The organism is Pseudomonas bijieensis (assembly GCF_013347965.1).
Lineage (GTDB): Bacteria > Pseudomonadota > Gammaproteobacteria > Pseudomonadales > Pseudomonadaceae > Aquipseudomonas > Aquipseudomonas bijieensis.
Map to the genome: position 1 here is coordinate 4,311,646 of NZ_CP048810.1, position 12,789 is coordinate 4,324,434.

Consider the following 12,789-nt stretch of genomic DNA (forward strand, 5'->3'; position numbering starts at 1 on the left):
CGATTACCACGGATGACGTCCATGTCCCACTGCACGATGCACTTATCCAAGCCTTTGACGACGCTGGCCATGACCTTGCTGTTGGCCGGTTGCACCGCGCTGTCGCCCTTTTCGACGATGACCAAGCTCAACCTCTCCCTGACGGCCAGTGAGCGACTCAACCCCGATATCAATGGGCGACCATCGCCGGTGGTGGTGCGGCTGTTCGAACTCAGGCATCCGGTGGCTTTTGAAAACTCAGATTTCTTCAGCCTCTATGAGCACGCGAGGGAAACACTGGCCCCTGACCTGGTTTCCAGCGAAGAGCTGGAACTGCGTCCAGGTGAAACCGTCGAGCTCAGGCTCGGTCTCTCTGGGAATGGCCATTACGTCGGCATAATCGCGGCGTACCGTGACCTGCCACATGTTCGCTGGCGCTACACACTGCCAGTGGTTGCGACACAGTTGACCGAAGCGAACCTGATCCTCGACCAGGATGGGGTCGCCACTACACTTGAAAGACAGGCCAGGGTAGATGACCGATGAGTCACGATAAAGTCATCTGGCAAGAAGGCATGCTGTTGCGTCCGCAGCATCTACAACACAACGATCGTTACTTCGACCATCAGTTGAAGGTTCGTACCCGATTGCTGGCCAGTTACGCCTGGGGATTCCTGACGCTGGAAATCGATGTGCAATTTCTCAATATGGGTCAACTGGTGGTCAGCCAGGCCAGCGGGGTGCTACCGGACGGAAGTCTGTTCGAGCTGGGTGGCAACGCCGAGCCGCTGGCCCTGGAGGTACCGTCCAATACCAGCAATACACCGATCTACCTCGCTCTGCCATTGGTGACCGGCAATCACATCGAGTCCCGTCGTCCAGAGCAGTCTGACGTGCTGGCGCGCTACACCATCTACGAGACACAAGTGACCGACTCCAACGCCGGGGATTGCGGCGGGAGCCAGATCAGTTGCGGAAGGCCGGACCTGCGCCTGCTGTTGGGCGAGCAACAGAGCGACCATGCGTTTGTGAAGCTCAAGCTCTGTGAGGTGCTGGATACCACGGCCGATGGTGTGATCAGGCTCGATCCGGACTTTGTGCCGACCTTCATCCAGGCACGCTCATCCCATTACTTGCTGTCGTGCCTCAAGGAGATCATCGGCATGCTTGCTCATCGGGGCGACAGCCTTGCCGAGCGGATCCGTTTCAATGGCAAGGCAGGTGGCGCGCAAGTCGGCGATTTCATGATGCTGCAACTGATCAATCGCAGTGAATTGCTGCTGCGTCATTATCTGGACCTGGAGCAAGTACATCCTGAAACGCTGTACCGAATGCTGCTGGCCCTGCTGGGTGACCTGGCGACGTTCTCCAGCGACAGCAAACGCCCACCGCTGACCCACCGCTACCAGCACAGCAACCAAGGCGCGTGTTTTCGAAGCCTGATGCAAGCGATTCGCCAGGTTCTATCGATGGTGCTCGAACAGCACGCGATCGAGCTGCAGTTGCAGCCGCGTCAGTATGGAATCATCGTCTCGCCAGTGCAGGATCTCTCCCTGCTGGATACGGCTTCGTTCGTACTGGCGGCAAGTGCCAACTGTGACAGCGAAGAACTGCGCCATCGATTGCCGTCGAACCTCAAGGTTGGCTCGGTGGAGCGTATCCGCCAGTTGGTCAACCTGCATCTGCCCGGTATCAAGATCAGGCCTCTGCCCGTGGCTCCGCGGCAGATCGCATTTCACGCCAACAAAACCTATTTCATCCTTGAACCCAATACCGAAGACCTGGCGCAACTGAAGCGATCCGCAGGCTTTGCGTTCCATGTTTGCGGTGATTTCGCTGAGCTTGAGCTGAATTTTTGGGCCATCAGGAATTGAACGAAATGGATAAGGAAAATCCTCAGGACGAAACGACCGTCCTGCTCGACCATCATGGACAACGTCCTGCTTCCGGGCCCTTGACCGATGCTGCTTCGCCGCCGCGTTTCGAACAGTTGCAAGAGCGGATGATCTACGCCGCGCACCTGCCACGTTCCCAGTCACTCAATGTCAGCCTGAATCCGCTGGTCGCGGCGGCGTCCGGATTGCTTTCGCAAATGGTGCAGCTCAAACACGGCCGCGCACGCGAGGACCTGCAAGCCCTTAAAGGGGAACTGAAGCGAGGTCTGGAGCAATTCGAAGCCTGTGCCTTGCAGGGCGGTGTTGAAAACAGTCAGTTGATCGCCGCGCGTTACGTGCTCTGCTCAGTGATCGATGAGGCGATCGTCACCACGTCGTGGGGTCAAGGAGGCGGCTGGTCACAGATAAGCCTGCTCAGCACTTTCCACAACGAAACCTTCGGCGGCGAGAAGGTCTTCCAGTTGCTTGAGCGCCTGTCGAAAAACCCTATCAAGCACCTGCCGACGCTTGAACTGTTGTATCTGTGCCTATCCCTGGGCTTCGAGGGTAAGTATCGGGTTCAGGCCCGCGGGATGCTCGAACTCGAAAGCCTGCGCGACGCCCTGTACCGGCTGATTTGCCAGACCCGCGGCGACATTCCCCGCGAACTGTCACCTCGCTGGGAAGGATTCGATGGTGCGCGACGCAGTCCGGTGCGCATTGTCCCTGCCTGGACAGTGGCGGTTTTTACCTTGGTCTGCCTGGGAGTGATGTACTCGAGTTTCGCCTGGGTATTGAACGAGCAACGCCAAAGCGTACTGCAACCTTATCAACTGTCAGAGCCGGCCGCCGCTCGGCCGCTGCCGTAAACAGGGACGTGTCATGAAATTGCTTTTCAGGAAAGCCGGTGCCTGGGTGCGCCAGACGTGGATTTGGACGCTGCTGCTGGTGCTTTGTGTTGCGCTGCTGGTGTGGTTCGCCGGGCCACTTCTGGCCGTCAATGACTACAAGTTTTGGGCAAGCCCGACGGCGCGATTGCTGACCATCAGCGTGCTTCTGCTGGGCTGGGGCCTGGTCATGGTTTTCGTCAATGGGCGCGCCGGTTCAAGCGCCAATGCCCAGCAAGACGCCTCCGGGCATGCGCGGGCCCTGTACCAGGCCAGGATTGATGAGCAGCGCGAAGTACGCTCGCGCTTCAAGCGGGCTTTAACCTCGCTAAGGTCCTCAAGCGTCTATCCTGGCCGCAGTGACCGCTGGCGCAACGATCTGCCGTGGTATCTGCTGATAGGCCCGCCCGCCAGCGGCAAAACCCGTCTGTTGGATTGTTCAGGCCTTGAGTTCCCTCTCGACAGGCTTGAGCGCAAGCCAGTCGGCGACATATCGGGTACCCGTCATTGCGATTGGTATTTTGCCGAGCACGCCGTGCTGATCGACACCGCCGGGCGCTACCTGACCCAGGCGGACAGTGATATCGATAGCAGCGCTTGGGCCGTATTGCTCGAACTGCTGCGCAAACGTCGCCGCAGTCGTCCGTTGAACGGGGTACTGGTGACGGTTCCGACCGAGATCCTGTTGCTGGGCAGCGAAGATGAAATGACCACGCTGGCGTGCCAGATTCGTGGCCGCTTGCAGGAACTGCAAAGGCGGCTGCACATCGATGTCCCGATTTACCTGGTCCTGAGCAAAGCGGACAGCGTGCCTGGTTTCAATGAATTCTTTGATTCGCTGACGCGTGAGGAAAACGACCAGGTGTTGGGTGCGAGCTTCAGTCGAGACCAGCGGGGCAGTGACGTAGCCGTGTTACGTGCCGAGTTCGAGGCGCTGCTGCATAGACTCAACAGCCAGATGATCATGCGCATGCATCAGGAGCGCGACCCGCTACGCCGTAGCTGCATGCTTGATTTTCCTCACCAACTGGGACAACTCGGCGCCGGGCTTTGTTTGCTGGTCGAGCAGGCGTTTACTGGCAACGTCGGTACGCTGCGTGGTTTCTATTTGACCTGTGCATTGCTGCCGGGTCGAACAATGGAGCTGACTGCCGAACCCGGCAACGTGGCTTTGCGCGCCAGTAATACCGTGTCTGGTCGACGCTCGCGGTTCATTCATCATTTGATCAGCCGGGTGATTTTTCCGGAAGCCGATCTGACTGACCTCGTTCAGCGCGAACGCCGTCGTATCCATTGGAGACAGCGGGCCTTGTACCTCGGGGCGCTGACAGTCGTTGGCCTGTGCGGGCTGTTGTGGGCGAACGGTTTTTCGGCCAACCACGAGCGTCTGGATAGCTTGCGTATGCTGGCGCAACACTGGGACCAGCAGCAATCGGTCAAAGTGAACGCTGATGACTGGGCCGCAATGCTCGAGTCACTGGATATTCGTTTCGACGCCACCCGGGTTTTCCCACCCTACAGGGCCGTGCCATTGTACGAGCGTGCCGGCCTGTACCAGGGCGATGCGAGCAACCCTGCGGTGACCGAGGCCTATGAGCGTGAATTGCAGGCGCAACTGTTGCCGAAGGTTGCGCAGAGGCTGGAAGAGCAAGTCCGCAACAACTGGAGTGACCGCGAGCAATTGCTCAACAGCCTGCGCGCGTACTTGATGCTGGGTCTGCAAGAGCGTCGAGATGTTGCCTGGCTCAAGGATTGGCTGGCCAACGATGGGTCACTTCGTTACCCCGGCAACACGGCGCTACAGGAGGGCCTGAATGCTCACTTCGCGCGCCTGTTGGAGCTACCCTTCATTCATGCACTCAATGAACCGCTGGTAGCCCAGGCCCGAGAGGCCCTTCGTCGTGAGTCCTTGGCCGCCGTCGTGTACAAAATGCTGCACGAACAGGCCAGCCATCTACCGCCATATCGACTCGGCCAACACTTGGGTTCACAAGGAGGGCTGTTGGTCGGTACCGATCGTGTGATTCCTGGGTTTTATACCCGCCAGGGTTACGAACGTTACTTTTCGGTTCAGGGGACGGCGCTGATCAGCGAATTGTTGCAGGACAACTGGGTATTGGGTGAAGGCGAGGGCCTCAGCGGCATGGACATGCGTCGCCTGATGGTCGAACTGGAACAGCGGTATTTTCGTGACTATGCCGACCACTGGAGCGAAGCGGTCGGTCAGATCACCCTGCAAACCGTCAGCAATGCGGCTGAGGGCGCCGAGCAACTCGCGGGGCTGACTTCGGCTCATTCACCGATTTTGCGGATGCTGGTGCAGGTGCGCGAAAACACTCGACTCCAGGCGGTTGTCGAGCAACTCGACGACCTGACGCAAGCGGCCGGAAAGGGCGAACATGCCGTTACAAAACTAGCCGCTGTGGCAGGGAAAGCTTCTGCGTCCCTGACCGAACATCTGCCGGACAACGCACAAAAATCCTTGCGACGGCGTTTCGAACCGCTGCATCGCCTGCTGGATGGAGAGGGCGGGCCCACGGCTGATCTGGTCCAGGTCTTGCGGGCCCTTGATGAGGTGCAATTGCAATTGGCGAACCTGGCCCGAGCCAGTGCACCGGAACAAGCGGCGTTCGAATTGGCCAGGCACCGCATGGGCGGCGGGCGAGATGCGTTGAGTCACCTGCGCAGTGCGTCTGCTCGCCTGCCGCGGCCAATCAGTGGGTGGTTCAACGTGCTGGCCGAGGACAGCTGGCGTTTGGTGCTCAGCGATTCTTATCGATACCTGAACCAGCGTTATCAGAGCGAGCTGTACAGCTTTTACGGCAAGGCAATCGACAAGCGATACCCGTTCAGCGCCCACAGTGCCAGCGACGTGGCGCTCAATGATTTCCGAGAATTCTTCAAGGACCAAGGCATCGTCGGTCGCTTTTTCGACAATTATATGCAGCCCTTCGTCAGCGGTCCGGCGGGAGACTACCGCCTGCGCAGTATCGACGGGCAGAGCTTGCCGATCTCCCGGGTCTATCTCGATCAGATGGCAACAGCGCATACCATTCGCCGGAGCTTTTTCGCCGAAAACCCGACCGAGCCACAAGTGCAGTTCCAGCTTGAGCCGTACACCCTGGACCCGGCAGTAAGCCGTGCTGAATTCCGCTTTGGCGACCAGATGCTTGAATATCGCCACGGTCCGATCCTGCCGGTGGCGTTTACCTGGCCAAGCGACGCGCAGAATGGCCGAACCGCGCTGGTGCTGGACAAAATGGTTGGGCGAGGCGTGGGTATCGAGAAAAATACCGGGCCATGGTCGCTGTTTCGTTTGTTCGATTTGATGCAGAGCGAATACCTGACCGGGCGCGATGTACGCGTCTTGAAGGCGGATCTGGGTGGCCTGCGCGCCAATTATTTGCTGACGAGCCAGCGCACACCGAACCCTTTCGACATGAGCGTGCTTCGCACATTTCGTCTGCCGGTGCAGCTTTGATGGTGGCTAGTCCCTGGTACAGCGCGGCGCGCACCGACCCGGGCAAAGCCCGCGCACGTAATGAGGATGCTTTTCTCGACTGCCCACAGCAAGGGGTGTGGGCGGTGGCCGACGGCATGGGTGGCCACTTTGGCGGTGACATCGCCAGCCAGATGATCGTTGCCAACCTGACGGAACTGCCACTGTACCGGGACTTGGGGGAGCGTTCGAAAGCGGTGCGCCAATGCCTGCGCTGGATCAATCGACGACTGAGCCAGGAGCTTACCGTCACCGAAGATCGTCTCGGCATTATCGGCAGCACCGTGGTGGTGCTGTTGCTGGAAGGAAACCGCGGGGTCTGCATTTGGGCTGGTGACAGCCGTTGTTACCTGTGGCGTGGTCGACGCTTGTACCAACTGACCAAGGATCACTCGCTGCAACAGCAACTGATCGACAGGCAACACTTCAGCCGCGATGAGGCCTGCGCCCACCCTGCGGCCAAGGCATTGACCCGCGCGGTCGGTGCCGCGCCGGAGTTGACGCTGGAGGTGCTGGAGCTGGACGTTCAGCCGGGCGATACGTTTTTGCTGTGCAGTGATGGCCTGTACCAAGGCCTCGGCACAGAGGCCCTTGGCAGAGCCTTGGACCTGGCTTCGCCTCGTAGAGTGTTAGAGCATCTTTTTGACGACGTTTTGCGTGGCACGGCGCCGGATAACCTGACGGCCGTGGTGATCCGCCCGTGAGTGAAGAGGGTGCCTATCCCACGTATTTCGCCTTCGCCAACGCTGCACCTACTGCGATATCCAGCCAGCGTTGCATCAGCGAAACACCGGACATACTCGCAGGCCGCTATCGCCTGGAACGCTTGCTTGGCGCTGGCGGCATGGGCGTTGTTTACCGCGCACGGGATTTATTGCACGAACAATACGCTGATCCTGACCCGTACCTTGCCTTGAAGATGCTCAGTGAAGTATTCGACGAGTCACCTGATGCCAGTGCGTTGCTCTACAGCGAGTTCGCCCTGACGCGGCGATTGCATCACCCGAATATTCTGCGCCCCTACACCTTCGAAGTGGATGCAGCCCAACGACGGGCCTTCATCACCATGGAGCTGATGCGTGGCCTGACCTTGGACAAACTGCTTTGTGAGCGGCCCCAGGGGGTGCCTTGGCCTGAACTGAAGGCTATCGCCGTGCCGCTGCTTGATGCACTGGCCTACGCCCACAGCCGCGGCGTACTGCATGGCGACATGAAGCCAAGCAACATCATGTTGAGCGAAGAAGGCCTGCGCCTGTTCGACTTCGGTTTGGGCCTGGCCGAGGAGGGGCCTTCGCAGCATCTGCCAAACCTGAATCGTGAACGTCTTAACGCTTGGACGCCCGGTTACGCGGCACCTGAACTGCTCGAAGGTGCGCCTCTGTCAGCCGCTGCCGATGTCTACGGTGTGGCTTGCGTGCTGTATGAACTGGCGAGCGGCAAACACCCATTCCGACGCTTACCCGCCACCCAGGCTCGCGATGCTCGGTTGGAGCGCTCACTCAAGGCGCCGCGCAACCTGCCCAGGCGCTGCTGGCCGGCGCTGCGAATGGCACTGGCGTTTGATCCGGGGCAGCGGCGTATTGGCGCGGCTCGGTTGCGTGATGCCTTGGGGGGTGTGTTGTCCTGGTGGTGACCGCCGCCTGAACGTTGCCAGCAAATAGCAGATCAACCCTAACCACCGCCAGGATGAGCGACGACGTTTGAGCATGGACACTCTCCTGCCTAAGATTTCTGAAGTCAAAGGCCAGCCCACTTGGGTTGATAGCAATCTCCCCGACCTGCGCACTCTGGCGCGTGAGCTGCGTACACATGCCCTTGAGGAAGTGATTGCGGCGACCAGCCATGAAGACGCCATCGAGGTGACGGCTCAGTACCTGGGATTTATTGACCCAGCGATCTTGTCCCTAACCGTCGAGACGCCCATGGGCGACGTGACCATTTTGCGCAGCAGCATTTATCACATCGTCGAAAAGCGGCTGGATGCCCGTGAGCGCTACGTGAGGCTTGCTCTAGATACGCTCACAGGTCCGCTGGAAGTGTGGAAAGTGGCTTTTACTAACGGCGCTGATCGTCTGGCGTTCATCGGCGCGTATGAGTCAAAGCGGCAGATGTTAGTAAGCGTTGTATTCTTCGAGGGGCGGCTGCTGTGGAACTTCATGCACACTGACGCGAAGTCGCTCAACAAGCACCGCCATGGCGAGCTGCTATACAAGCGCTACACGCTTTTGTGACAGGCAAAGAAAAGGGCTACTGGTGACAGTAGCCCTCGAATTTTAAGCTTGATATTCATATGCACACCCTCAAGCAGGGGTGTGGAGGTCTCACCCTACGCTGATGTCCCAACCATCGACGGGGTTCCTACGCCAGTTATAGCCGCTGGGAGGCAACTGGTTTCGCGCTCAAAGGAAAGGCTATTAGCCTTTAAGCGTACCGTCAAACAAATTTGATGAGTGGCTGTGATTTTCTGGGCTTCCGTGTCTGCGGCGTCAGCTTTGTGCTGAAGCTCGACTTCAATCGCTCGCTTCGCTATTTCCAAGGTGAAACGGACGCCCGGGCGTCTCATCCCCAAAGCGGTAGATGGCGGGGTCGTCGATAAAGTTTAAGGTGAATTGGCCGTGATCAATCCATCGGATATCACAGCGCTCTCGCGTTCAGGTCGAGCTTCTCACCGGGGGCGCACCGCCAATCCCCTGTGGGAGCGAGCTTGCTCGCGAAGGCGGCAGCACATACATACCTGGCCTCAAGATGTACGCGGTCCGTGGCCAGGATCGCTCCCGCTCGGCGGCGCAGCCGTCGTAGACCGGCTGACGCGGTATTTCCGAAGAAATGCGTCAGCTTGTTTTGGGGCGGCTTCACCACCCCAGCGGGGTGGTGCGACGTTTCGCTAAACCCCCTCGCCACGGGTGGTGTAACGGCTAGCGTGGGTCGACGTTATCCAGCACTCGATTTGCCAGCAATGAACTCAGTTCGATCAGTTGCTGTATGCCAAGGGCGATGTGGCGGCGGGGGCCTTCGAGGTCGAAGGCCAGGTTGCTGATCATCGCGTCGGCGGATGCCAGGTTTTCGCTGAGGTTGGCGAGCAGGCATTCGTTGTCGGCGTTTTTTGCCACGGTGAAGAGCTGGTCCGGTTGGGACGCATCTTCGGACTTTTCCGGTTTCGGTAGCAGGTAGTAATCCAAGGCGCGCTTCTCTGCTTCGTCTTGTTTCTTCGTTTTGGATTGAGTAGACGCAGAGGTGCGATCTGCTTCGGGGGGATTCGGTGTGATTTTGAACATGGTGGAGCTCCTTTCGTAAGAGGAACCATCACCGTCTGCCGCCAAGCAGATGGGGTGACGGATTACACAAGGTTGGCGGACCGGAACGAAAGGAACCCGGCATCCCCGAAGGGATCCTTGCGCAACCCGCCATAACATAGGAATGCCAATGCCAGAGGCATCGCAATCCTATTGAGGGGCTGTTGCGCGGGCCGCCAAGCCCGACCACTGATGGGCAGTGGCAGGGAAACAATAGAAGCCATGGGCAAGGCGCACAAGCGGGCGGATTCTGGCGTAGTTGTAGGCAATGGCGCAAGGATGTGTAGCTGGCGGACGGGTTTCGAAGCAACAGTGACCGGAGCTAGCATCCGGTCACTGCTGTGAAGGGTTACGCTATACAGGCATCAAGCGCTTTTGTGTTTGTAATATTCGTCGGAGCGAACCCATTTCCCCAGGTCTACTTTCCTCCAGTCGGGTGCGATTGCACTGGATAGTGCCCCTGAGCCCGTCCGTGATGTATCGATGGATCCTATGTCGGAAAACGAGACCGTGGTGCGCTGGCCTTTATAGACAGTGCTTCTCAGCACGAACGTCCCGTTCTTCTCATCAATGCTTTCCAATATGCCTTGTTCGGCCAGTGGATTACCGCCTCCGGTGGTTTTCACGCGCCAGACGAGCAGATACCGATCGAGTGATTGCTTGAGTTGGGCCGCCACTCGAGCACGGGTGACATGCTCATTGACATAAGCAGCACACGCTACCCTCACAGGGCTGGTGATATTTCTGATCTGCCGCTCCCTGTCATAGTATTCCGCATAAGGGTCTGCACTAGGCCCTTCGCAGGCATAGATAACGTTTTGGCTTGCGAGGTGATGGTCGATGTCGGCGGAGGCCATTTCGGCGGCGGCAGCATCGGCAATGGCGTCGATGCCGTTCTTACCGGGGGCAGCCTTGGCTGCGTCATCGGTTACGGACTTGATGGCGTCGTTGATGAGGTTGTTGTCCGCAACTTGGGCCTCGCGGTGGGCGGTACAGGCTGCCTCGTAAGTGATGTAGGCCGCTTCAAGAATTTTGTCATCTGCGCTCGCTTTAGCGGCCTCGAGTGCCTTGAGGGCTTTGTCGTAGGCGACTATCGGCGCCCCCCGCTCGAGAGCGACAGTAAACACCCCCCAGACCAGTGCATATACCTGGGCATCCCGCAGCGCCCGCACCACATCAGGGTCAGTAGCAGCGTCCTTTTTTTCTGTGATGGTAGCGAGGCGATTTTTTACTGCGTCGTAGGTTTTGCAGCCGCGAATACTTGAGAGCAACGCGTCCAGTTCTGTAGCCATAAACGGACTCCTTGTCCGATCAAAGTGGAAAGGCGCTGGCACTTCTGTTTGCCAGCCTCCCCATGTATAGGCCACCTTTCGAGAGGCTGCTACTGCCCGTTTGTTTTTTTCTTACAATGACTTACAGGTGATTGGCCGGTAGATCCGGGAGTGGAGTTCGAAAGCGACACAGTGAACAGCCTAGGTTCTGCCACCGTCCGCGCGACACGGGGGATCTACGAGGTAGATGTCTTCTCCCAGACAAACGCTGAGATGTGTTGCGCAGAGGTTTACGAATAAACGAGGCATTCGTAATGCCCAGGATTCGTGGCGAGGGAGCTTGCTCCCGCTCGGCTCTGTAGAAGCTGGCGCAGCCTGCGATCTTTTGATATTTCGCTTAGATTCAAGCGTCTGGGGGAAGATCGCAGTCTCGTTGCACTCGGCAGCTCCTACACAGCTCCTACACAGCTCCTACACCGCTTTACGGACGCCTCCTAGTGGCTAGCGAGGGTCGACATCCCGCGCTCGATCAACGCAGAGGCCGGGATAGGCTGTAGATCCCTGGGGCTTTCCCAAGTTCTTCAAGCGCTTTCTGAAGGTCATCAACCTTCTGAGTTGCTTCTTCTTTTCTTACCTCGCTGGCTCCGCTTCGCAAAATGGACTGCTCTTTTTCCAGCTGGGATATTTTGACTTTCATCAAGGCATTCCGAGCGTCAGCTTGGGTATCCATTTCCTTAAGGCACCAAGCCGAGAATTTTGTTTGCTCAGCACTTGGGTTTGGTACCAAAAGAGCCGACATGCACAATTGCAGTTGGTCATCGGCAAGCACGACATTGTTAACAATCCCTTCGACGGTTTTTGCTATCTGTTGTATGTGCGCATCAGACCGTTGGCTGCCCATGCCAGAGGTTTCTATTTTTACCTTTATCTCTCCATCTGCAATGACGCTTTTTGTTTCGGCTATTGCGCTGTCGATAACGGTTCTATCATCTTTCAGGTTTTTAATTTTTTCCGCCAAGCCCGATGCGGTTTGATCCATTTCCGACGTATCAGCTTTGGCATCGGCTTTTTTTGCATCACTGATTTTCTTGTCTACGGCCGTCTTCTCTGCTTCCAGCGCAGAAATTCTATCGCTGACCTTCTCTCTTTCGGCTCTTTGTTCAGAAAGTGATTTTGTCGCCTCAGCCCTCCCACTTGTCGTGAGAGCTATCGGAGGGGCTTTGACCGTTCCTGTTAGCTGCTCAATCGCCAGGAGGGCGACTGTGTTTTTTTGGAATCGCCTCATGTACAGGTCATATTGAGCGGAACTTATCGAGCCAGACATGTAGCTTTCACACAAGCGATAGCCAAAATCGCGGAGCAACTGGATGCTTTGTGTGCGTATGCCGGTGAATGCCGCCCCATCCTGCATGGCGAAAGCCAATTCACCGCTTGCCTTACCTGGATACCCGCCTTTTGCCGCCAACTCATAAGCAAGGGAGGCCATTGCATCGGGGCTTGGTTCTGCACACACAACCGTCCCTTTCTTTATGTGCTCTTCCAAAACGTACTTTCCGGTCGGGTCGTATTTTTTGGTTATGGTCTCATTGGGGGCTACCAGTATGGCTCTCTGTCGGATATCGCTCATGGTGCTTTCCCCACTAGAGATATCAAATGTTCGATAGATACTGTTCAAGTTGGCGCATCCGGCGATAGACATAATGATGAAAGCTAATAAGGTTCCCTTCATGGCGCATGGCTCCCTTTGCTCGGTGATGATGGCACTTTGGTATAGCTCATGGGATCGATGTCTGCGACCGAGCCGAGCAAAGAATTTTTGGGCGGGTCACCCAGACGTCTTTTTCTAACAAGCGGGGGCAAGCTCCCTCGCCACGGGGATTTGCGCATAACTTGCGTCTAGTCATGTGCTCGCAAGCGCCAGATCGAACGGCTTGTTCCCAACTTGATCCAGCCGCCAGGGTTTTCTTGAGCACCGCCGAATTCAGG

At 57.6% G+C, this 12,789-nt stretch carries 10 protein-coding genes; 7 read left to right on the forward strand and 3 right to left on the reverse strand.

Annotation, left to right across the window (positions count from 1 at the left end; translation table 11 throughout):
- Positions 1 to 21: 21 nt before the first annotated feature.
- From tssJ to GN234_RS18840, 7 genes are all read left to right on the forward strand, one after another.
- A complete protein-coding gene (gene tssJ, locus GN234_RS18810) occupies positions 22 to 525 on the forward strand; it encodes a type VI secretion system lipoprotein TssJ (protein WP_163856118.1) in 504 nt (167 codons plus the stop codon).
- Entirely contained in the window at positions 522 to 1,853 is a 1,332-nt protein-coding gene (tssK, locus tag GN234_RS18815) for a type VI secretion system baseplate subunit TssK (RefSeq protein WP_163856120.1), read from the forward strand. Before tssJ ends, tssK begins: the two co-directional genes overlap by 4 nt.
- Positions 1,854 to 1,858: 5 nt before the next feature.
- Complete coding sequence (gene icmH / locus GN234_RS18820) at positions 1,859 to 2,722, forward strand: type IVB secretion system protein IcmH/DotU (protein ID WP_109752765.1); 864 nt, start codon at positions 1,859 to 1,861, stop codon at positions 2,720 to 2,722.
- 13 nt (positions 2,723 to 2,735) lie between these two features.
- Positions 2,736 to 6,221, forward strand: a complete 3,486-nt coding sequence (gene tssM / locus GN234_RS18825; protein ID WP_109752764.1) for a type VI secretion system membrane subunit TssM — start codon at positions 2,736 to 2,738, stop codon at positions 6,219 to 6,221.
- Positions 6,218 to 6,943, forward strand: coding sequence for a PP2C family protein-serine/threonine phosphatase (locus tag GN234_RS18830; protein ID WP_233459474.1), 726 nt, complete (start codon positions 6,218 to 6,220; stop codon positions 6,941 to 6,943). Before tssM ends, GN234_RS18830 begins: the two co-directional genes overlap by 4 nt.
- Entirely contained in the window at positions 6,940 to 7,872 is a 933-nt protein-coding gene (locus tag GN234_RS18835; RefSeq protein ID WP_176688908.1) for a serine/threonine-protein kinase, read from the forward strand. Before GN234_RS18830 ends, GN234_RS18835 begins: the two co-directional genes overlap by 4 nt.
- Positions 7,873 to 7,945: 73 nt before the next feature.
- Positions 7,946 to 8,470, forward strand: coding sequence for a PBECR2 nuclease fold domain-containing protein (locus GN234_RS18840; RefSeq protein WP_325073096.1), 525 nt, complete (start codon positions 7,946 to 7,948; stop codon positions 8,468 to 8,470).
- Between the two features lie 684 nt (positions 8,471 to 9,154).
- Here the strand turns inward: GN234_RS18840 and GN234_RS18845 are convergent.
- The 3 genes from GN234_RS18845 to GN234_RS18855 form a co-directional block, all read right to left on the reverse strand.
- Entirely contained in the window at positions 9,155 to 9,514 is a 360-nt protein-coding gene (locus GN234_RS18845) for a DUF6124 family protein (RefSeq protein WP_176688910.1), read from the reverse strand.
- A 383-nt stretch (positions 9,515 to 9,897) separates the two neighbouring features.
- Positions 9,898 to 10,824, reverse strand: a complete 927-nt coding sequence (locus GN234_RS18850) for a hypothetical protein (RefSeq protein WP_176688911.1) — start codon at positions 10,822 to 10,824, stop codon at positions 9,898 to 9,900.
- 508 nt (positions 10,825 to 11,332) lie between these two features.
- The gene (locus GN234_RS18855) at positions 11,333 to 12,532 is read right to left on the reverse strand and encodes a hypothetical protein (protein ID WP_176688912.1); all 1,200 of its coding nucleotides are present in this window, start codon (positions 12,530 to 12,532) and stop codon (positions 11,333 to 11,335) included.
- Positions 12,533 to 12,789 lie beyond the last annotated feature (257 nt).

What these genes read in the sequence shown, in the direction of transcription:
- tssJ (WP_163856118.1), top strand. Translation starts at nt 22, where the DNA reads ATGTCCCACTGCACGATGCACTTATCCAAGCCTTTGACGACGCTGGCC.
- tssK (WP_163856120.1), top strand. Translation starts at nt 522, where the DNA reads ATGAGTCACGATAAAGTCATCTGGCAAGAAGGCATGCTGTTGCGTCCG.
- icmH (WP_109752765.1), top strand. Translation starts at nt 1,859, where the DNA reads ATGGATAAGGAAAATCCTCAGGACGAAACGACCGTCCTGCTCGACCAT.
- tssM (WP_109752764.1), top strand. Translation starts at nt 2,736, where the DNA reads ATGAAATTGCTTTTCAGGAAAGCCGGTGCCTGGGTGCGCCAGACGTGG.
- GN234_RS18840 (WP_325073096.1), top strand. Translation starts at nt 7,946, where the DNA reads ATGGACACTCTCCTGCCTAAGATTTCTGAAGTCAAAGGCCAGCCCACT.
- GN234_RS18845 (WP_176688910.1), bottom strand. Translation starts at nt 9,514, where the DNA reads ATGTTCAAAATCACACCGAATCCCCCCGAAGCAGATCGCACCTCTGCG.
- GN234_RS18850 (WP_176688911.1), bottom strand. Translation starts at nt 10,824, where the DNA reads ATGGCTACAGAACTGGACGCGTTGCTCTCAAGTATTCGCGGCTGCAAA.
- GN234_RS18855 (WP_176688912.1), bottom strand. Translation starts at nt 12,532, where the DNA reads ATGAAGGGAACCTTATTAGCTTTCATCATTATGTCTATCGCCGGATGC.